Source organism: Cognatundibacterium griseum (assembly GCF_014284195.1).
In the GTDB taxonomy this organism is placed as follows: Bacteria; Pseudomonadota; Gammaproteobacteria; order Burkholderiales; family Burkholderiaceae_D; genus Undibacterium; species Undibacterium griseum.
Genome location: NZ_JACOGC010000003.1, coordinates 216,932 through 238,327 on the forward strand (window position 1 = coordinate 216,932; position 21,396 = coordinate 238,327).

Sequence of the window (21,396 nt, forward strand, 5' to 3'; positions counted from 1 at the left end):
CTGGCTTTTCATCTGAAACATCCGGCAGCCATGCATAAAACCGGCATCATGCGTGATGTAGTAATGTCTGCACTGCAGGCAGTTCTGCTGAGAGGATGGAGGCTGAGAAGGGGCGTTCATCTCAATCCTCTGCCTGATCCGGTATCGGCCATACATCTCTGAACGCCATCAGCAAGCCTTCGCCCAACAATAGCGGTGTCTGGGGGAGTCCGTGGTCGTCCAGTGCCAGCCGGGTCCCGGTCATCAGTGCTTCGGAGCGCAGCAGCCGTTCCAGATTCTGAGGCAAGGTCTCGCTTGCTGTCGCACATGCGCTGGCATCATACGAATGCGCTTTCCGGCATACTGCCGGACGCCAGGCATAAATGCTGCACTTTTCTTCATGCAGCAACGGACATGCAGCCCCCTTCTTCGCCTCAGCAGCGGCCTGCTGCAACCGTGCATAGGTCTGGCGTGCCAGATCCGGTTCATGCAACTTCATCTGTGCGGCAATAAAATCCGCTTCTGCCCGGGTGATTTCCACCCGCTGCCGGCGGCAGCAATGACTGCATCCGGCAGCGCACGCCACTTGTCTGCCGTCGAATTCCTGCTGGCTGATCTGGTCAATACTCTGATGCAGCTGTTGCATCAGCTGCTGCGGCGTCACCGACGCAGCCGCCAGCCTGCGTCCCTGAGTGTCACGCACCAGCGTAATTGCCTGCAAAAAACTCTGTTGTTCCTGCCCGCTCAGTGCGTCGACCGTCATGGGATATCCACTTTCTCTGGTATTCCGGATTGCATCCTGCCGTGGGCATGTTTGCCGGCGTTAACCACATGCGACAATTCCAGCCGCTGCTGCCAGTGCTGATAGACCAGCAGCGCCACATGGGCATCATTGGCCGCATACAGAATCTGCTTTTCAGTCAGCGGATGCTGCGCCCAGTTCGATGTGGAGATTTTTTTGGATTTGGACAACTGCATCCCGAAAAATTTGGCCACTGCCGTTTTAGCGCCCATATCGGCATGCTTGTTTTCGCGCAATGCTTTTGCCAGGTCCAGTACCGGCGCAGTGAGAATACCCAGTTTGTCTTTCAGGCTTTTCAGATCATCACTCAATCCGAATCCCGCTTTCAAAACGTGGCTGGCTTCCAGAATCCGCTTCAGCACAGCATGCTGCCGCTCACTGAGTGCATGACCTTGCACCGGAAATAAAAAAACCTGCTGTTCGGTCGCCAGCTGGATCAGGTGCGGCCCGTTGTGGCGCTGCCCTTTCTGAAACACAGGCCGGGTCTCGGTATCAAAGCCCAGCACCGGCACGGACATCAACTGCTCACACACCTGTTCCGCCAGTGCGTCGTGCAGCACCAGCGTCACATTCTGAATGGCGATTCCGGGATATGCCGGCAACGAAGGAGCCGGCTCGTGATTAATTTCCTGATTCATTCTTTCTGGTCTGATGTCCGGCCTGCCGGATCGCTCATTTTACCTTTCCGTCATCGGTGGCAACCGGTTCCGGCGGTGCAGTTTCCCCGTGCAGATCCTGACGCCGCCGGCGCTGCGCCTGCGGAACATCCGGCGAGATCATCACGACCTGACCGTCTTTCAGCGAAATAGCCAGTTTATCCAGCCCGTCGTGCCGGAAATGATAAACGGTCGCGTCGCTGACGGCGCAGGACTGCTGCAGGCTGGCATCCACCAACTGCTGCGATAATTCCTGGACACTGGCAATCTGCCACAGCAGCCTGGTCATAACATTTTCACCTGATATCTGATGAGATAATTCTCAAAGGCCGCCGCATCCATCGGTTTGGCAAAATAATAGCCTTGTACCTGATGGCAATGCATCTCTTTCAATAACTGCATCTGTTCAGCTTTTTCCACCCCTTCTGCCACGACATTCAGTCCCAGACTCAGCCCCATCGCTACGATGGCACTCGCAATCGCGGCATCGTCCGGATTCACGTGGATATCATTGATGAATGACTTATCGATTTTCAATTCATCAATCGGGAAGCGGCGTAAATAAGACAAGCTGGAATAACCTGTTCCAAAATCATCCAGCGAAATCGATAAGCCCAGTTTTTTGAGAGAACGTAACGCCGCCAGCGTGCTGCTGACATCCTGCATCACCATGCTTTCGGTCAGTTCCAGCGTCAGCTGGTGCGGATCAGCACCGGAATCCTGAATGATTCTGGCGATACGTTCCGATAAATCGTCCTGCCTGAACTGACGCGAAGACATATTCACGGCAATTTTTAACGGCGGCAGGCCGTGATTGCGCCAGATCACCTGCTGGCGGCAAGCTTCGCTCAATACCCACTCCCCCAGCGGCAGGATCAGGCCGGTCTCTTCTGCCAGCGGAATAAACTCAATCGGCTGTATCAGGCCGATCTGCGGATGATGCCAGCGAACCAGCGCCTCAGCACCGATCACGGCATGCGTCACCAGATCAATCTTTGGCTGGTAGTGCAGACTGAATTCCCCCCGCTCCAGCCCGCGCCGCATTGCACCTTCCATGTTCAGGCGGCTGATGGCTGTCACGCCCATCTCCGGCACAAACTGACGTGCGCTGTTACGCCCGTGCTCCTTGACCCGGTACATCGCAATGTCAGCATAACGCAGCAGAATTTCGCCATGATCGCCATCGCGCGGATAGACCGAGATGCCGATACTGGCAGTCACAAACACTTCAGCGCCATTGATCAGCATTGGGCGCGCCAGGGAATCCCGCACTTTTTCAGCGATGGCATCCACATCTTCGCTCTCAGGCAGATCCGTCAGCACAATCACAAACTCGTCACCGCCCAGGCGTGCCACGGTGTCTGTGTCACGCACACACAGATTCAGGCGTTGCGCGACCTGTTTCAACATCTCGTCACCGGCACCGTGACCGGAAGCATCATTGATCAGTTTAAAGTGATCCAGATCAAGCAGCATCAGGCCAACGTGCAGTTCCTGCCGCTTGGCCCATGCGATGGCTTGCGTGATGCGGTCGTTCAGCAGGCTGCGGTTGGCCAGACCGGTCAGACTGTCATGAGTGGCGTGATATTCCAGTTCTTTCTGGTAATTGACCCGTTCACTGACATCGTTGATGACGCTGACAAAATGCGTGGTGATGGCACCGGCGGCATCCTTGACCGGCGAAATGTGCAGTTCATTCCAGAATTGCGAACCATCTTTGCGATAATTGCGCAACAGGGCACGCCCCTCGCGCTTTTCCCGCAATGCAGAACGAATTTCTTCCAGATCCGGCTGCGCCATATCTTCGCGCACCAGAAAGCGGCCTTCGCGCCCGATCACTTCTTCGGCATCGTAGCCCGTGATGCGTTCAAACGCAGGATTGACGTAGACGATAGAATGATCATGATGATCGCTGCGCGTGATCATGATGCCGTTGCTGCTCGACACCAGCGCCTGCTCCCGCAGGAGCAAGGCCTGTTCCACTTCCCTGATCTGAAACTGGTCGTCGCTGAGACTCTGGCGCACTGCGATCAGATGCGTGACCCGTCCATGCTCATCGCACAGCGGACTGACTACCTGTCGCTCCCAGTAACAATGTCCCGCTTTATGGCGGGTCTGGATATCGCCATGCCAGTGTTCGCCCGATTGCAGAGCGGTAAATGCCGCCCGGTGCCGCAGATCATCCGGAAAGCCGTTATCCCACAACACGCATTTGCTTTCCAGTTCAGCCAGTGTGAATCCGGACTGGCGGGTATATGCCTGATTGCAATACTCCAGCTCGCCCAGCGCGTTGGTAATCAGGATAGAAAACGGGCTTTGCTGCACCGACAGCGCCAGCAGTTCCAGGTCATTCTGCAAATCCCGTTGGCCCGGCATTCCCAGCTGCGCCAGGATAGCGTCAGCAAGCTCCCGGAAAAACCGGCTCAGCACCTGATGCAACGGATGAACATCGGTAAAGTGCTCCGGCGCACGCGCATGCAATGTCAGGCGTCTCTGCGGCGCAATCAGTTCACTGACCATCAGATCGTGAATGCCATCGGCAGCACCGGTGTACGGTTCAGCCTGTTCCGGCGTTCCGGCGGTGAAAGTATAAGTCTCGGTCTGCCCCTGCTGCTCAAGCAGAATATCCGCCTGCAAATACCCCGCCCGCTGCACCAGAATTCGGCAAAAATCCTGCAGCATGGCGGGCAGCGCCTGAGGCGACCACAGACAATGTGTCAGCTCCCCCAGTAATAAATACCAATGTTCCAGCCGTTGCGACTCTGCATCCAGGGAATCCGCCTGCCCGATTGTGCCCATCTGTGGTGCCACTCCTCGTCTGGTCGTGAAATTGGTCAAAGGATTTTTATACCTTGTATAAAAAATTGGCGCAATAGAAACATTGCCAATCCGTATCTAAACAGCAAGCAAACTTGTTTCGCATTGCAGCAAAGTCCTGGTTTATGTCAGATTTACCAGCATTTCTAGGTTAAAATCGAAGGTTTGGCAAACATTTTTCTCCCGCTCCTTCCGGGGCGCACAAGGCAGACAGCACGATGCTCACATTTCAACAAATCATCCTGACATTACAAGATTACTGGGACAAACAGGGTTGCGCCCTGTTACAGCCTTACGATATGGAAGTGGGCGCCGGGACATCGCATACAGGTACGTTTCTGCGCGCCATTGGCCCGGAACCCTGGCGTGCCGCTTATGTACAACCTTCCCGCCGCCCGAAAGACGGCCGCTACGGTGAAAACCCTAACCGTCTGCAACATTACTACCAATATCAGGTGGTGCTGAAGCCGGCACCGGAAAATATCCTCGACCTCTACCTCGGATCGCTGAAGGCGCTGGGACTGGATTTGCAGCAGAACGATATCCGTTTTGTCGAGGATGACTGGGAAAACCCGACACTGGGCGCATGGGGCCTGGGCTGGGAAGTCTGGCTCAATGGTATGGAAGTCACGCAGTTTACGTATTTCCAGCAAGTCGGTGGCCTCGACTGCAAACCGATTCTGGGTGAAATCACCTACGGTATCGAACGTCTGGCGATGTATCTGCAAGGCGTTGAAAATGTGTACGACCTGCTCTGGACCGAACGCGAAGAAAACGGAAAAACCGTACGTCTTTCCTACGGCGATGTGTTTCACCAAAACGAAGTCGAACAATCGACTTTCAATTTTGAATATTCCAATACCGACTTTCTGTTTTCCCTGTTCAACAATTACGAAGCAGAAGCCAAGCGTCTGCTGGAAGTGACGGAAAAATCACTCGCCCTGCCTGCTTACGAAATGATCCTGAAAGCCGCACACACCTTCAATCTGCTGGATGCGCGCGGTGCTATTTCCGTCACCGAACGCGCAGCCTACATTGGCCGCATCCGCAATCTGTCACGCGCAGTTGCAGCAGCGTACTACGCAGCACGTGAAGCACTGGGCTTCCCGATGTGCCCGGCTGACGACATGCACAAGCCAGCCCCAGCGATCAAGATAACAGACGCCGCCTGATCGGCATCCGGACAGAATGGACAGGAATTCCAATATGAATCAAACATTATTAGTCGAATTATTTACTGAAGAACTGCCGCCGAAAGCGCTGGCAAAACTGGGCGAGGCATTTGCCGCCGGTATCGTTGCCGGGCTGAAATCCCGTGATTTTTTAGAAGCAGACGCAGTTGCCACATCCTACGCTTCGCCGCGCCGTCTGGCAGTCAGCATCACCCATGTCCGCGCGACATCGCCAGACAAGCAGATGCGCGAAAAAGTGCTGCCTGTTTCCGTAGCACTGGACGCCAATGGTAACCCAGCCGCACCACTGACCAAAAAACTGGCTGCGATGGGTTTTCCCGATGTGCAGATCAGTCAGCTCGAACGTGCCTCCGATGGCAAGGCTGAGAGTTTTTTCTACAGCTATACCAGTGCCGGTTCCGCTTTGGCGCCCGCACTGCAGAGCGCGCTGGAAGAAGCCGTCAGTAAATTACCGATTCCGAAAGTCATGAGCTATCAGCGGCCGGATGGCAATACCGTGCATTTTGTGCGTCCGGTGCACAAGCTGATCGCTTTGCATGGCGACGCCGTAATTCCGCTCAGCCTGCTCGGCCTGCAAAGCGATCGCCTGACGGGCGGCCACCGCTTCCTGTCGCAAGGTCTGGTCACTGTCGCTCATGCTGATGACTATGCAAAGACTTTACAGCAGGATGGCAAAGTCATTGCCAGCTTTAGCGAACGCAAAGAACAGATCCGTCAGGTTCTGCTGGCGAAAGCCGGCGCCGATCAGGTGCTGATGCCGGAAGCGCTGCTGGACGAGGTGACCGCGCTGGTCGAATGGCCGGTGGTATACGAATGCCATTTCGAAGCAGAATTCCTTGCTGTGCCACAGGAATGCCTGATCCTGACAATGCAGACCAACCAGAAATATTTTGCGCTGACAGACAGCCACGGCAAGCTGCGTTCACGTTTCCTGATTGTCTCCAATCTGGAAACCAGCGATCCGCAGCATATCATCCAGGGTAATGAGCGCGTGGTACGTCCGCGTTTATCCGATGCGAAATTCTTCTTTGAGCAGGACAAGAAAAAAACACTGGCATCCCGTCTGCCGCTGCTGGCCAACGTGGTATATCACAACAAGCTCGGCACCCAGGCAGAACGCACTCAGCGCGTCAAAACACTGGCTGGCCAGATCGCAGCCATGCTGAAGACGGATGTAGCGCTGGCAGAACGCGCCGCGTTGCTGGCGAAGACCGATTTGCTGACCGACATGGTCGGCGAATTCCCTGAACTGCAGGGCATCATGGGCACTTACTATGCCCGTCACGATGGCGAGCACGAGGAAGTGGCAGCTGCAGCATCCGAACACTATCAGCCGCGCTTTGCCGGAGATACCTTGCCCGCGACCGATACCGGAACTGCCGTAGCACTGGCCGACAAACTGGAAACGCTGGTCGGCATCTGGGGTATCGGCCTGCAGCCGACGGGTGACCGCGATCCGTTTGCACTGCGCCGCCATGCACTTGGTATCTTGCGCATGCTGGTGGAAAAGCGCTTACCTTTATCCATCAACACCCTGCTGAATAACGCAGTCAGTTTATTTGCGGCCAACAGTCACTTTAAAGATCCGACCGCTGACGTCCTGAACTTCCTGTCCGACCGCCTGCGTGGTCAGTTACGTGAACGCGGATTCTCGCAAAACGAAGTGGAAGCCGTGGTAGCGCAGCAACCGGACACGCTCGATACCATCGTCGAGCGCTTGCAGGCAGTCCAGGCATTTGCTGCCTTGCCGGAATCAGTTTCGCTGGCTGCGGCCAATAAGCGGATTACAAATATTCTCAAAAAAGCAGAAGGCGCACCGGGTGAAATCAGTCCGGCGCTCTTGCAGGAAGCGGCCGAGCAGGCACTGGCGCAAGCCATGAGCAATGTCCGTCCGCAAGTAGATGCGGCATTCGCCAGCGGCGATTACACGGGGGCATTGAAAACGCTGGCAGCATTGCGTGCCGGGGTGGACAGTTTCTTCAATGACGTGATGGTGAATGCCGAAGACCCGGCATTGCGCAATAACCGTCTGGCATTGCTCGCCAGCCTGCACCGCATGCTAAATCAGGTTGCCGATATTTCCAAGCTCGCGGCCTGAGACCGTTTATGACTTTAGTTACAAGGACGCCGGAATGAAACTCATCATTCTCGACCGCGATGGTGTCATTAATCAGGACTCGGACGCCTTCATCAAATCACCGGATGAATGGATTCCGATTACCGGTTCGCTGCAGGCCATTGCACGTCTGAACCAGGCCGGTTACCGGGTGGTGGTCGCCACTAATCAGTCCGGCATCGGTCGTAAATTATTTGATATGGCCACCCTGAATGCGATCCATCAGAAAATGCATCATATGGCGCAACAGGTCGGAGCGACGATTGATGCTATTTTCTTTTGCCCGCATATGGCGGATGACAATTGCGACTGCCGCAAACCCAAGCCCGGCATGCTGCACGAAATTGCCCGCCGCTATGACCAGCCGCTCAAAGGCGTGCACACGGTTGGCGACTCTCTGCGCGACCTGCAGGCTGGCTTTGTCATGGGCTGCATCCCGCATCTGGTCTTGACCGGAAAAGGTAAACAGACTTTGGAAAAAGGTGGCTTGCCACCGGGAACCGAACTTTATCTGGACCTGGCCACGATGGTTGATAAATTACTGGCATCACCGCCTTCTGACACGCAGACAGCGGCCTGACCGCACATTCTGGAGTATTCATGCTTCGTATTATTCAGTTTATCCGTTCCCTGATTTTCTTGCTGGTCATGGTCGCCGCTACCGTGATCTGGGCGCCAATCAGTATGCTGTTTGCATTCCTGCCTTACAACCAGCGTTACTACATCACCTCGCGCTGGAATGTGTTTATCATCTGGGCCGCCAAAGTCATCTGCGGCATTCATTACCAGACCAAAGGGTTTGAGAATTTTCCGGATGCGCCGGTGATCCTGTTGTCCAAGCATCAGTCTGCCTGGGAAACCATTTTTTTACTGATGGCCACACCGCGTCCGCTGGTATTTGTGTTTAAAAAAGAAATTACGTACATCCCGTTCTTTGGCTGGGCGATTTCATTGCTGCGCATGATTCCGATTGACCGCAGCAAAGGCAAGGATGCGTTTGCGCAGGTGGTCGTGCATGGTAAAAAGCGGCTGGCAGATGGCCAGTGGATCATCATGTTCCCGGAAGGCACACGGATTGCGGTCGGTAAAAAAGGAAACTACAAAGGCGGCGGCGCACGGCTGGCAGTGGAAACTAATACGCCGGTTGTGCCGATTGCGCTGAATTCCGGCGAATGCTGGCCCAAAAATTCCTTTATCAAAAAACCAGGAATAGTGACCGTCTCGGTAGGAAAACCGATTTCACCTGAAGGATACAATCCGGTCGAACTGATGCAGCAGGTGGAAAACTGGATCGAAGCGGAAATGCGGGTAATCTCCCCGGACGTTTATCCACAAGAACATTCCTGAACATCCCCATACAGCCTGCCTTTCGCTAAGAACGCAGGCTTTTTTGATCCGGTGCCTGCACAAAATCCCGACTTGGTATACATTGACCGGCGTATTTGATTTTTTCCTCCGGCACATTGATATGGCGTCACGCATTCAGACTTTGGGCAAAGCAATTCACTCCGCATTGCAACTGGATTTATTCAGTGACCTGCTGATTCCCGAAAAACTGCGAACCAGGTCTCAGCATCCTTCCGGTATTGTCCCCCGCAGCAATCCCGGACCGGAATTGACGCTCACGCCAACCACGCCACAATCCGCGCGCCAGCGTCAGATTATGCTGAAAGATGTGGTCGTGGAATATGAGTTGCAACGCTCCAAACGGCGCAGCATCGGCTTTCTGATCAATGATCACGGCTTACGGGTGACTGCGCCGCGCTGGGTCAGCATCGCAGATATTGAACAGGCGATTCACGACAAGCAGACATGGATTTCACGCAAGCTGAACGAACGCCGGCAACGGGTTGAGCGCCGCATCGAGCCACCCATGCAATGGCGCGATGGCGCCAGGCTGCCGTATCTGGGACAAGACATTATCCTGAAAATTGCTCCGGCATCGACGGCAGGAACCCATTTCAGTCAGGCTACCGGTGAACTCATCATTAACATACCGAACGAGGCCACCGAACAGCAGCTGAAAGACCGGGTGCAGGCATGGCTGCAGCAACAGGCGCGGCATGAGTTCATGCAACGGTTACCGGTGTTTGCCGAAAAACTGAATGTCCGCTATCACAGCATGGCGCTGTCTGCCGCAACGACCCGCTGGGGCTCGTGCACCGCGCAAGGAAAAATCCGGCTGAACTGGCGCCTGATTCATTTTTCGCCGCTGATTATCGACTACGTTGTCGCCCATGAACTGGCACACTTGCGGGAAATGAATCACAGCCCGCGTTTCTGGGCAACGGTACAATCCGTTTTCCCTGATTTCGAGATCGCCCGCCATCAGTTGCGTCAGCATGCAACGGCCGATCTTCCTGTCTTTTAAGTATCAGAAACATCCCCGAAGCGTATTCTGCTGAGGGGCAGCTAATGCAAGCAGTTTGATGCAATATTCATGAATCATCCGCAACGAAAGGACATCCAATGAGAATTTTACACACCATGCTACGCGTCGGCGATCTGCAGCGTTCGATTGATTTTTATACCAAGGTGTTAGGCATGCATTTACTGCGTCAGTCCGATAATCCCGAATACCAGTACACGCTGGCCTTTCTGGGTTATGGCAGCAATCCGGAACATGCCGAACTGGAACTGACGTATAACTACGGCGTGGAAAAATACGAGCTGGGCACTGCGTACGGTCACATCGCCATTGCCGTGCCGGATGTGCATGCCGCATGCGAAAGCGTGAAAACACGGGGTGGTCTGGTGACCCGTGAAGCTGGTCCCGTGAAAGGCGGAAAAACGATCATCGCTTTCGTACAGGACCCGGACGGCTATAAGATCGAACTGATCCAGCGCACATCGGAAGTCCGGCTATAAGCGGCTGACCTCAGTGCACCGGGAAACGCAGATCAGGTCTTTGTTTTCCGGTGATCACGCAGACGAACGACTTTAAGTTCTTTGCCTTCTTCTGCTTGTTTCGCCTCATGGTTCATGGCTTTCATAACAACAATCAGACTCAGGATAAACAGCAAAGCTAACCCGGTGAAAATACTGGCCCACATGATGCAGACTCCGGTGAGTTGAGATATCTGTTTTATATAACCACCGGTGCTCACCGGTCAATCAGACACTCTCCTGCCAAAGGTGTTTGGGAGTCATTTTTTGCATTCTTTAACGATTCACCGGGTAATCGCCCTGCTTTCAGACGTGACCATGTCTTCTGAAGTAAGAAATCAGGCCGCAGGTGGATGTATCGAGCTGCGCATCGTAAGCCTGATCGCCCATGATCGCCGGTAACAGGCGGTTTGCCAGTTGCTTCCCCAGTTCCACACCCCACTGATCAAAGGAGTTGATGCTCCAGATCACGCCCTGCACAAACACTTTATGCTCGTACAAAGCCAGCAGCATGCCAAGCTGAAACGGATCAAGACTAGGCATCAGGATCGTGGTGGAAGGCTGATTCCCAGCGAATACCTTGTGCGGCAACAAACGGGCAATCTGGGCTGCCGTCAGTCCTGCCTGCGTCAGCTCTTCACGTGCCTGCGCTTCGGTTTTGCCAAAAGCAAGCGCCGCGCTTTGCGCCAGGCAATTTGCCAGCAGAGGCGCCTGATGGCCTGGTAATGGATGATCGCTGGATGCCGCCACCACGAAGTCACAAGGAATCAGCCAGCCGCCCTGATGCAGCAGCTGAAAGAAAGCATGCTGCCCGTTGACGCCGATCTGTCCCCAGACAATCGGGTTCGCACGGCAGGTCAGCGCTTCGCCGTCGCGGCTGACGGTCTTGCCATTCGACTCCATTTCCAGCTGCTGCAAAAATGCCGGCAAATGGCGGATCGATTCATTGTACGGCAGGATGGCACTGGTTTCCGCACCGAGAAAATTGGTGTTCCAGATGGAAATCAGCGCCAGCAGCACCGGCAGATTTTGCTCCAGCGGCGTTTTCCGGAAATGCAAATCCATGGTTTCTGCGCCGGACAGCAGGCGCTCAAATCCATTCATCCCGATCGCCAGCGCAACCGATAAGCCGACCGCTGACCAAAGGGAATAACGGCCACCGACCCAGTCCCAAATTTGCAGGATATTGTCATCAGGAATACCGAATTCATGCGCCTTGCCGGGACTTGAGGTGACGGCAATAAAGTGTTTGCCAATCGCCCATTCCTCCATGGCGGCCGCCATCAGCCAGGTGCGTGCAGTCTGTGCATTGATACTGGTTTCCTGGGTGGTGAATGTCTTGGATGCGACGATAAACAGTGTGGTGCGCGGATCGAGTTTTTCAAGCAGAGGGGCCAGATGTGCGCTGTCCAGATTCGAGACGTAATAAAAGTGCAGATTCGGGTGCTGATACGCCGACAGCGCGCGGGTTGCCAGTTTAGGTCCCAGATCAGAGCCGCCGATGCCGATGTTGACCACATTCTGTATCGCATCGCCTTTGAAACCGCGCCATAAGCCGCTGCGAACCCGCTCAACAATGTCCCGCATCTGTTTGCGTACCGCCCTCACCTGCGGCATCACATCGTTTTCAGCATCGGGAAAGGGTTTGAAATCCGAGTGACGCAACGCGGTATGCAAAACAGCACGGTCTTCGCTGATATTGATTTTCTCGCCAGAAAACATCCGGTCACGCCAGTTTTCCACATCGGACAAGCGGGCCAGCGCCAGCAGGCTCTGCAAGGCTGGCTGATCAATGCGCTGCTTGGAATAATCCACCAGCAGGCCATCCAGTTCTGCAGAAAAATGTTCGAACCGTTGCGCATCTTCTGCAAACAAATCCCGCAAATGCTTGTGTTCAAGGCGTTTCTGATGCTGCAATAAAGATTGCCATTCAGGAGTCAGCGTAATATTCATGGGTGCAATCCGTCTCGGGTGAGCAAAGAAAAATTACTGTGCAACGCTTCCGGCAAAAGTGGTCACGACGCTGAGTGCGTCAGCATGCGCGCCAGATTCACATACTGTTCCAATGCAACCGTTTCCGGCCGTGCCTGCGGATCTATTCCTGCATCGGTCAGTTGCTGTTCGGTAAACATCCCCGCGACACAGTTACGGATCACCTTACGCCGCTGCGAAAAAGCCTTGGTCACGACAGCTTCCAGATCCGCCTGCGCACAGTCCAGCACTTCCGCCTTGGGGATCATACGGACAATCGCAGAATCTACTTTCGGCGGCGGGTCAAATGCGTCAGGAGGAACGATAAACAGCAGCTCCATGTGGTAACGCCATTGCAGCATCACGGAAAGGCGTCCGTAAGCCCTGCTGCCCGGCTCGGCCACCATGCGCTCCACCACTTCTTTCTGCAGCATGAAATGCTGATCTTCGACGATGCCGGCGATATCGGCCAGATGAAACAGCAAAGGACTGGAAATGTTATAGGGCAAGTTACCGACTACCCGCAATTTCCTCCCCGGCGTTAACGGTATAGAACTGAAATCAAATTTCAGCGCATCTCCCTCGTGAATAATCAACTTCTCAGGAGGGAAATTTTTTTTCAGGCGGGTGACCAAGTCGCGGTCCAGCTCAACCACATGCATCTGTGGCAATGCGTCCAGTAACAAGGTGGTCATCGCCGCCAGTCCGGGGCCGATTTCCACCATCACTTCGCCGCTTTGCGGATGAATTGCGCGGATAATCTGGCTCAATACCAGCTGATCGGTCAGGAAATTCTGTCCGAAACGTTTTCGTGGAATGTGTTTCATTTTTTAATATTCGTCATTGCCATGGCAGCTGCAGTGCGCAGTGCCACCTGCATGCTGCCGGTATCAGCGTGTCCGACACCTTGTGCTGCCAGATCGAGCGCTGTTCCATGATCGACCGAAGTCCGGATCAGGGATAAGCCCAGTGTGATATTGACACCCAGTCCAAAACTGGCATGTTTGAGTACAGTCAGTCCCTGATCGTGATACATCGCCAGCACACAATCAGCCTGCGCCAGATATTTTTGCTGAAACAGCGTATCTGCCGGATAAGGACCGGAAACCTGCAGTCCGAGTGCCTGCGCCTGAGCGATGACGGGAGCGATGATGTCGATTTCTTCCCGCCCAAGATAACCATTTTCTCCGGCATGCGGATTTAATCCGGTCACCAGAATGCGCGGATGTGCAATTCCCATTTTCTGCCGCAAGTCTGCGTCGATAATTTGCATAGTACGCAGCAGTTCATCGGACCGGATCGCATCCGGCACTTCTCTGAGCGGCAAATGGGTGGTTGCCAGCGCCACCCGCAAAGGCTGTGGCAGCTGAGGATTGGCATCGCAGGCCAGCATCATCACCACCTGCGGCGTCTGCGTTTTTTCTGCCAGGTATTCGGTATGGCCGCTGAACCGGACGCCTGCCTGATTGATAGTACTTTTTTGCAGCGGCGCGGTCACGATGGCATCGCACCATCCCTGCTGCACGCTCTCGACCGCCACATCCAGCGTCTGCAGCACAGCACGGCCATTGCGCGGATCAAGCTGACCGGCAATGACATGGGCATTGAGCGGACAGTCAATCACCGTCACACGCTGCTGATCCGTAGCGGGCAAGCCGGCGTTGCGCATGGCCTGCAGGGAAATACCCATCAACCGTATCGACGGATCGATTTCATTTGCCAGCATCGCCAGATAAGCGGCATCACCAATCAGCACCGGCCGCATTTGCTGCCGCAAAGCCCAGGCAGCACGAATGGAAATTTCAGGACCGATCCCTGCCGGTTCTCCTACTGTGACCGCGATCACCGGCAATCTGGAATCAGGCATTATTGATCTTCCGTGCGGTATTCGACATAAGTGCGGTCACGCAACTCACGCAGCCAGTCCTGCTGCGCCTCATCGGCTTTGCGCTCGCGCAACGCCTGCCGGGCGGCCATGCGCTGGCGGTCTTTCGACTGGTCTTCCGTCTTGCGCTCCAGTACCTGAATCAGGTGGAAACCAAATGGCGACTGCACAGGATCACTGATTTCATTGACTTTCAGCTTATTCATCGCCTGCTCAAACTCAGGCACCGTGTCGCCAGGATAAATCCAGCCTAACTCACCGCCTTTGGCAGCGCTGCCATCTGCAGAAAAGGATTTCGCCATGTCTTCAAATGTTGTGGCCTTGCTTTCGATTTTCTGTTTCAGCTCGACCAGTTTCTGGCGCGCTTCCGCCTCGGTCACAATCTGGTTTGCCTTGATCAGGATGTGACGCACACGCGTCTGCTGCACACTCGCAGCGCCATTCTGCGCGTCGTTGGCGGCGCGTTTGCCAGCAAGCTTCAGAATATGAAAGCCATTCGGACTGCGGATAATGTCGGAGAATTCGCCAACCTTCAGTTTATTGATGGCATCGACAAACAATTGCGGAATCCGGTCCTGTTCACGCCAGCCGATCTCTCCGCCCTTCAGCGCCTCGCTGCTGTCGGAGTAGGTCACTGCCAGCTTGGCGAAGTCACCGCCGGAACGCAGTTTTTGCACGACTTCTTCCGCACGGCTGCGGCGCAGGGCAATTTGCTCTGCGGTTGCATTTTCAGGAATGCGCACCAGAATATGGGACAGGTTGACTTCCTGTTTGCCTGCTTTGGCGCTGGCTTCCGCAGCCAGATAACTATCGACTTCTGATTCGGTGATGAGAATCTTGCTGTCCACCTCACGATCACGAATACGCTGCATCATGATGTCATCGCGGATCTCTTCGCGGAAACGGGCATAGGATGTGCCTTCACGCTCGATCTGATTTCTGAATTCCTGCAGGCTCATCTTGTTTTGTTCAGCCATGCGTTGCAATGTGCGGTCCAGCATCACATCATCGACGCGCATACCGTTCTCTTTCGCCAGCTGCAGCTGCGCCCGGTCAATAATCATGCGCTCCAGCAATTGCTTCTGCAGATCGGTGCGATCCGGCAACGCCGTTCCCTGCGCTTTCAGACGACGCTCGACGGAAACCATCCGCTCGTTCAGTTCCTGCCGGGTAATAACCTCGTCATTGACAACTGCAACGATATTGTTCACCAGCTGTGCCTTGGGTGGTTTCGATGGCACAACCGATTGCTGGGCAAAACCAGCCTGACTGGCCAGCAGGCTTGCTGAAACAGCGATGGCGGAAAAAAGTGTGCGTTGTTTCATGTGCAGTAAATGTCGCATAATGTTCTAAAACTGGTTAAGCCATGCTGCCGGAACAGCGCATCCTTCCGGTGCAAAAGCTGCAATATACACGTTGGTACGTATTTCACAAACAAAGTTTCCTGATATTACCAGGAGGCAATCAACGTCCCTCTCGGCCGCCCTGAATCTGTGCCTTCGCTCCGGCACCGGTTCGGTCGCGCTCGTTCAGTTCAGCGCTCGGAAATCGGCTGATAACCGGAAATATTCCGTTTCAATGCTTCAATCGGGTTATTTCCGACACCCAGCCGCGCCAGTCCGTTCAGTTCCAGCTGAATCGAAAATCCGGTATTACTGTTGATGCTGTCGATCGCAAACCGCTGCGCCACAAAACGCAACGACCAGCAATCGGCCTTATACTCAAACCCCGCCAGGCCATCCACAATCCGCTTATCCATTAATGAGTAGTTAGTCCGGCCAACCGCATACCAGCGATTGGCTAACGGCCATTGGCCTGAAAGGTCAACCTGCTCCAGTGTGTCGCGCTGAAAACGGTACGCCAGATTCAGCACTTTTTTAGGCTCGGGATGCCAGCTGATGCCATAGGTTGCACGAACCGACTGATGCGTACTCTGACTGATCTGCAAGGCGGTTTCCGCACTCAGCGTATCAAAAATTCTGCCATCTGCAGTCAGAAGCAAATCTGAGCGGCCAGGATTTTTTACGCCATCCAAAGTCACTCTCTGCTTACTGAAATTGAATCTCTGTCCAATCGCCAGTTTTAACCGTTCTGCCCCGTCTTCTTCCAGAAAACGGGAAATCAAAGCTAAGGTTACCTGATTAGCATCGCCGACCCGGTCTTGCCCTGTAAATCGGTTCGGGCTAAAAATCTGTGCAAAATTAAAATCCGCAATGGCGCTGTCAAAATTCGGCAATCTCCCCTGGCGATGATACGGGGTATTTACATAAAATATTCTTGGCTCCAGAGTTTGCGTCGTCGTTTTTTCGAACAATTCGCTGGGGCGTTCAAAAATCAAACCGCTGTCAACAGAGAAAGTAGGAATTTCCAGCTGGTAAGAGGGCTTCTGCCTTTTCCCCGGATTGGCCAGTTCATATTTGCTGAGATGCAGGGAAATTTTGGGAATCACAAAATATCCCGGCTGAATCAGTGGCAAAGAAAGCTGTGGAGTCACAACCAGACGATCGCCCTGAACCAGGGTCGGATGCTGAAAACGCGTTAATGTACTGTCAAGCGTCCAATCAAACCCCATTAAGTCATATTTTTCAGCATGGAACTGCAATTCAGGAGAACGGCTATATGGCAGAGCAATAGGAGTGGTCGCAGTGACGTCCTGCAAGACCTGATAACCGGTTGTACGCAAAGACGTATTCCAGAATGAGCCATAATAAGTCAGGCTCACATCACGCAGCAGCAGACGTTGTGCGGTTTTGGTGATAGAGTTCGAGAAATCGGATGGATAATTATCATCCGATGCAGAATTCAGATTCCATTCGAGCCGTAACTGCGGCGTCAGCTGCTGCTGATGCACGGAAGTCAGCGCGTAGCGGTTGGAGTTGGTCAGACGGTCATTCGCCAACCCCTCAATACTCGTTTCACCCCGATATGTTTCTCCGAGATAACGTCCTTCAACCCCCAACTGCAGGCCACGGCGGGAAATCAGCTTGGGGTACAACGTCAGGTCGCGGTTTGGCGCAATGTTGAAATAATACGGCAGCGCGAATTCAACGCCGCCTTTCGACGATGCGCCGACTACGGGCGGTAAAAACCCGGAATGACGCGCACTGGACAACGGGAAAGTCAGCGATGGCGTCGCCAGGATTGGCGTTCCCATGAAATACAGCACCGACTTCCCGGCAATGCCGGTATCGAGCCCGGTATCGAGGTTCAGCGTCTCCGAACGCAGGTACCAATCAGGATTCAATCCTTCGCAGGTGCTGTACGTGCCATTATTGACAATAGAACGCTCTTCATCGAGAAAATCAATACGTTCAGCTTTACCCTGCGCATTGTTGCGCAGTAATTGATAGACGGGATTAACGACATTACCGGCACCGGAATCGAGCTGCATGCGAACACTGTCACCGTTATAGCAGTCACCGTTACGCAGCATACGGACGCTGCCTTCCGCTGTCACTTCGTCTTCCAGAAAGCTGTAGCTGGCCCGGTCAGCATTGACCTGCGTGGCGCCTTTGAGGATTTCAACTTCATGTTCGAAATGGATGAAACGCTCTGGCCTGCCCCAGAATTTTCCGGATTCAATCAGGGTCGGCGCATTTTTATCGTCGGGTTGTTTTTCCTGCTGCAGCATCTTGTAACTTTGCTGACGTAGCAGTCTGTCCTCTTCAAAACTCTGAGGAGTAACGCTCTGCGCCTGGGCCTGGGCAAAAAAAGCAGGTACAAGCACCGATGCAACAATCGCCGGGATAGTAGGAAACAATAGCGGTGAGTGAGATAATACGGGTTTCCTGCGCATGAATTCAGAAGTCAGTAAGCGTTTTGGCAAGCATTCCGGACAGTGTCATCAGATCATCCGCCAGAAATCAATCGCCTATTATAGGTGAAATGCTGTTAAAACCGCCTGAACATTGCGCACAAACAAACTCGCTCATTTTTCTCATGTCACTCAACACGTCCCTCATTACGCAAACGGCTTCAGAACAAAAAGAACAGCGCCGCCTGGCTTTAAGTACCTGGCTGGCGCAGAAAACCGCACAGAATTTGCAGCTGGCCAGTATGCGGCCGGCATCGGCAGATGCCAGTTTCCGTCAGTTTTACCGGATAGATACGAGCACCGGGGAAAGCGTGATTGCTGTGGACGCGCCGCCAGCAACAGAAAATTCCGCCGCTTATCTCAGCATGGCAAAACTTCTGAAAGCGGCACACTTATCCGTGCCGGAGGTGCTGGAGTACGACCTGGAACAGGGATTTCTGCTGTTGACCGATCTGGGCCCCCACACCTATGCCCACGTTCTCAATCACAATACGGCACATCAGCTGTATATGGAAGCGATTGAGGCGCTGATTCTGCTGCAGACACAGAGCCAGCCTGAGGTACTGCCTGAATACGACCGCGCATTTTTAAAGCGCGAGCTGCACATTTTCACTGAATGGTATATCGGTAAACACCTCGGTGTGACGCTCACCGACGCACAGAGTCAAACCTTGAACACCGTATTCGACCACCTGCTGTCGGGCGCGCTGGCGCAGCCCCAGGTATATGTGCACCGTGACTTCCACTCCCGCAATCTGATCTGGATGGCAAAAGGTAATCCCGGCATCGTTGACTTTCAGGATGCGGTCTATGGTCCGCTTACCTATGATCTGGTATCGCTGTTGCGTGACGCATATGTGCAGTGGGATGAGGAAATGGTGCTCGACTGGGCGATCCGTTATTGGGAAAAGGCGCGCCGTGCCGGATTGCCTGTGCCGCAGGATATTGACCATTTTTACCGTGATTTCGAATGGATGGGCTTGCAGCGCCATCTCAAGATTCTGGGTATTTTCGCCCGCTTGTCCTATCGTGACGGCAAGGATAATTTTCTGAACGATATCCCGACCGTGATGGACTATGTCCGCAAGACTGCCCATCGTTACAAAGAGCTGGTGCCATTGCTCCGCCTGCTCGATGAGCTGGAAAATACCGCGCCACAAGTCGGCTACACGTTCTGAGGTGGAAACCATGAAAGCCATGTTACTTGCCGCCGGACGCGGTGAACGGATGCGCCCCCTGACCGATACCTGTCCGAAACCGCTGCTCAAGGTGCGCGGACGGCCGCTGATTGTCTGGCACATCCTGAATCTGGTCAAAGCAGGCATTACTGACATCGTCATCAATCATGCCCATCTGGGCCACATGCTTGAGGATGCGCTGGGCGATGGTTCGCAGTACGGTGCGCGACTGCTTTACTCTGCAGAGCAACAGGCGCTGGAGACGGCAGGCGGTATTGCCAAGGCATTGCCGCTGCTGGGTGATGCACCATTTGTCGCCGTATCCGCAGATATCTACATTCCCCATTTCGATTTCAAAGAATGCATCAATACGCTGGAAGATAACGATCCCTGGGGTAACCCACATGCCCCGGATCAGCGCGACATCGCCTGGCTGTATATGGTCAAAAATCCGTCCTTCCATCCGACCGGGGATTTTGCGATGACGCTGATGGGTTTATCCAATGAAGGAACACCGCGTCATACATTTGCCAATATCGGCGTCTACCGGCCTGAGATGTTTGCCAGTATCCGCCCGGGTGATCATGCCAAACTGGGCCCCCTGCTACGTGAATTCATTGATGCCGGACGGGTCGGCGGCGAACTGTACCGCGGCGAGTGGCATAATCTGGGCACTCCGGAACAGCTGAGTGCGCTGAATACACCGCTGTTCCAGCATCAGCAGTCATGAGCGCGGTACCGGCAAATCTGCATGGCTACCAGCAGCGCCGTCAGGCGTTGATGACGCAGATGGAACAACGGGGCGGCGGCGTTGCGATTATTCCGACGGCAAGGGAGTGGGTACGGAACAATGACAATCATTTCCCGTACCGGCATGACAGCTACTTTTATTACCTGTCCGGCTTTTGCGAACCGGAAGCGGTCATCGTGCTGACAGTCCGTCAGGGCCGGCAACAATCCCTGCTGTTCTGCCGCGAAAAAAATCCTGACCATGAAATCTGGGATGGCTACCGCTATGGTCCGCACGCCGCACAAGAACTGTTCGGCTTCGATCATGCTTATCCGATTGCCGATCTGGATGCCTGCATGCCGGACATTCTGTCGGACACGCCGCATTTGTTTTACAGCGCCGGCAATGCGCCGCATCTGGATCCGTCTTTACAGCAATGGCTGCAAGCCGTGCGTGAGCGCAGCCGTTCCGGCGTTCAGCCACCGCACACGATAATCGACATCCGTCCGCTGCTTGATGAGATGCGCCTGTTCAAAGACACGCATGAAGTGACGCTGATGCAGCGCGCAGCAACGATTTCCGGCCAGGCGCATCTGCGCGCAATGCGCCATGCCCGCCCGGGGCAATTTGAATATGAGCTTGAAGCAGAGTTATTGCATACCTTCCGTCGTCATGGCGCGCAATCGCCAGCCTATGGCGCCATTGTGGCCAGCGGCGCCAATGCCTGCGTACTCCATTACCAGAATAATCATTCTCAAATTCGCGATGGCGAACTGGTCCTGATTGATGCCGGTTGCGAATTCGACAGCTATGCTGCCGATATCACCCGCACCTTTCCCGCCAATGGCCGTTTCAGTAAAGCGCAACAAACCCTGTATGAACTGGTGCTCGCAGCGCAGCAGGCGGCACTCGACTGCGCCCGCCCCGGTGCCCGCTACATGGATGGCCATCATGCCGCCGTGCGCGTGCTGACGCAGGGTATGCTCGACACCGGGTTGTTAAACAAAAATCAGGTCGGCCACGTCGATGACGCCATTGCCAGTCAGGCTTACCGCCAGTTTTATATGCATGGCACGGGACACTGGCTGGGGCTGGACGTGCACGATGCCGGCCAGTACCGCGAGCCGGATCAGCAGGGTGATGAACGTCCTTACCGTCGCCTGGAACCCGGCATGGTCATGACGATTGAGCCTGGACTTTACGTCCGCCCGGCAGAAGGTGTTCCCGAAATTTACTGGAATACCGGCATCCGCATTGAAGACGATATTCTGATCACGCCGGACGGGCATCTGAACCTGACCCGGGACACGCCAAAAACAGTGGCCGAGATTGAGTCGGAAATGCGTCCGCACACCATGCGTCCATGAGG

Annotated in this window: 19 protein-coding genes; 9 read left to right on the forward strand and 10 right to left on the reverse strand. The window is 54.4% G+C overall.

The window, feature by feature from the left end; translation table 11 throughout:
* Positions 1–121 precede the first annotated feature (121 nt).
* Genes H8K27_RS09260 through H8K27_RS09275 form a run of 4 tightly spaced genes read right to left on the reverse strand, consistent with a single transcriptional unit; the run spans position 122 to position 4,236 of the window.
* Positions 122–742, reverse strand: a complete 621-nt coding sequence (locus tag H8K27_RS09260; RefSeq protein WP_186862893.1) for a YkgJ family cysteine cluster protein — start codon at positions 740–742, stop codon at positions 122–124.
* Complete coding sequence (locus tag H8K27_RS09265; RefSeq protein ID WP_186862894.1) at positions 739–1,419, reverse strand: 3'-5' exonuclease; 681 nt, start codon at positions 1,417–1,419, stop codon at positions 739–741. Before H8K27_RS09265 ends, H8K27_RS09260 begins: the two co-directional genes overlap by 4 nt.
* A 34-nt stretch (positions 1,420–1,453) precedes the next feature.
* Positions 1,454–1,726 (reverse strand): hypothetical protein, encoded by a 273-nt coding sequence (locus tag H8K27_RS09270; protein WP_186862895.1) that lies wholly within the window; start codon positions 1,724–1,726, stop codon positions 1,454–1,456.
* A complete protein-coding gene (locus H8K27_RS09275; protein WP_186862896.1) occupies positions 1,723–4,236 on the reverse strand; it encodes a putative bifunctional diguanylate cyclase/phosphodiesterase in 2,514 nt (837 codons plus the stop codon). The genes H8K27_RS09270 and H8K27_RS09275 overlap by 4 nt, the downstream gene beginning before the upstream one ends.
* A 236-nt stretch (positions 4,237–4,472) precedes the next feature.
* Here H8K27_RS09275 and glyQ point away from each other — a divergent pair, with 236 nt between their 5' ends.
* From glyQ to gloA, 6 genes are all read left to right on the forward strand, one after another.
* Complete coding sequence (gene glyQ, locus H8K27_RS09280; protein ID WP_186862897.1) at positions 4,473–5,426, forward strand: glycine--tRNA ligase subunit alpha; 954 nt, start codon at positions 4,473–4,475, stop codon at positions 5,424–5,426.
* Positions 5,427–5,460: 34 nt separating this feature from the next.
* Positions 5,461–7,545, forward strand: a complete 2,085-nt coding sequence (gene glyS, locus H8K27_RS09285) for a glycine--tRNA ligase subunit beta (protein WP_186862898.1) — start codon at positions 5,461–5,463, stop codon at positions 7,543–7,545.
* Between the two features lie 34 nt (positions 7,546–7,579).
* Positions 7,580–8,143, forward strand: a complete 564-nt coding sequence (gene gmhB / locus H8K27_RS09290; protein ID WP_186862899.1) for a D-glycero-beta-D-manno-heptose 1,7-bisphosphate 7-phosphatase — start codon at positions 7,580–7,582, stop codon at positions 8,141–8,143.
* Between the two features lie 20 nt (positions 8,144–8,163).
* On the forward strand, positions 8,164–8,910 hold the full coding sequence (locus H8K27_RS09295; protein ID WP_186862900.1) for a lysophospholipid acyltransferase family protein: 747 nt from the start codon (positions 8,164–8,166) through the stop codon (positions 8,908–8,910).
* Between the two features lie 121 nt (positions 8,911–9,031).
* Positions 9,032–9,934, forward strand: coding sequence for a M48 family metallopeptidase (locus H8K27_RS09300; RefSeq protein ID WP_186862901.1), 903 nt, complete (start codon positions 9,032–9,034; stop codon positions 9,932–9,934).
* A 98-nt stretch (positions 9,935–10,032) separates the two neighbouring features.
* A complete protein-coding gene (gene gloA / locus H8K27_RS09305; protein ID WP_186862902.1) occupies positions 10,033–10,431 on the forward strand; it encodes a lactoylglutathione lyase in 399 nt (132 codons plus the stop codon).
* A gap of 32 nt (positions 10,432–10,463) precedes the next feature.
* Here the strand turns inward: gloA and H8K27_RS09310 are convergent, their stop codons facing one another.
* The 6 genes from H8K27_RS09310 to H8K27_RS09335 form a co-directional block, all read right to left on the reverse strand.
* A complete protein-coding gene (locus H8K27_RS09310) occupies positions 10,464–10,616 on the reverse strand; it encodes a hypothetical protein (protein WP_186862903.1) in 153 nt (50 codons plus the stop codon).
* A 139-nt stretch (positions 10,617–10,755) separates the two neighbouring features.
* On the reverse strand, positions 10,756–12,402 hold the full coding sequence (gene pgi / locus H8K27_RS09315; RefSeq protein ID WP_186862904.1) for a glucose-6-phosphate isomerase: 1,647 nt from the start codon (positions 12,400–12,402) through the stop codon (positions 10,756–10,758).
* A 62-nt stretch (positions 12,403–12,464) separates the two neighbouring features.
* Positions 12,465–13,247 carry a 16S rRNA (adenine(1518)-N(6)/adenine(1519)-N(6))-dimethyltransferase RsmA gene (gene rsmA / locus H8K27_RS09320; protein ID WP_186862905.1) on the reverse strand — a complete coding sequence of 261 codons (783 nt, stop codon included), beginning with the start codon at positions 13,245–13,247 and terminating at the stop codon, positions 12,465–12,467.
* Positions 13,244–14,287, reverse strand: a complete 1,044-nt coding sequence (gene pdxA / locus H8K27_RS09325) for a 4-hydroxythreonine-4-phosphate dehydrogenase PdxA (protein ID WP_186862906.1) — start codon at positions 14,285–14,287, stop codon at positions 13,244–13,246. Before pdxA ends, rsmA begins: the two co-directional genes overlap by 4 nt.
* Positions 14,287–15,630: a peptidylprolyl isomerase gene (locus H8K27_RS09330; protein ID WP_230419121.1), complete on the reverse strand. Its 1,344-nt coding sequence runs from the start codon at positions 15,628–15,630 to the stop codon at positions 14,287–14,289. Before H8K27_RS09330 ends, pdxA begins: the two co-directional genes overlap by 1 nt.
* Before the next feature lie 209 nt (positions 15,631–15,839).
* Positions 15,840–18,101: an LPS-assembly protein LptD gene (locus tag H8K27_RS09335; RefSeq protein ID WP_186862908.1), complete on the reverse strand. Its 2,262-nt coding sequence runs from the start codon at positions 18,099–18,101 to the stop codon at positions 15,840–15,842.
* A gap of 143 nt (positions 18,102–18,244) precedes the next feature.
* Here H8K27_RS09335 and H8K27_RS09340 point away from each other — a divergent pair, with 143 nt between their 5' ends.
* Genes H8K27_RS09340 through H8K27_RS09350 form a run of 3 tightly spaced genes read left to right on the forward strand, consistent with a single transcriptional unit; the run spans position 18,245 to position 21,394 of the window.
* Positions 18,245–19,297: an aminoglycoside phosphotransferase family protein gene (locus H8K27_RS09340; RefSeq protein WP_186862909.1), complete on the forward strand. Its 1,053-nt coding sequence runs from the start codon at positions 18,245–18,247 to the stop codon at positions 19,295–19,297.
* A 10-nt stretch (positions 19,298–19,307) separates the two neighbouring features.
* Positions 19,308–20,027: an N-acetylmuramate alpha-1-phosphate uridylyltransferase MurU gene (murU, locus tag H8K27_RS09345; RefSeq protein WP_186862910.1), complete on the forward strand. Its 720-nt coding sequence runs from the start codon at positions 19,308–19,310 to the stop codon at positions 20,025–20,027.
* Entirely contained in the window at positions 20,024–21,394 is a 1,371-nt protein-coding gene (locus H8K27_RS09350) for an aminopeptidase P N-terminal domain-containing protein (RefSeq protein WP_186862911.1), read from the forward strand. Before murU ends, H8K27_RS09350 begins: the two co-directional genes overlap by 4 nt.
* Positions 21,395–21,396: the final 2 nt, after the last annotated feature.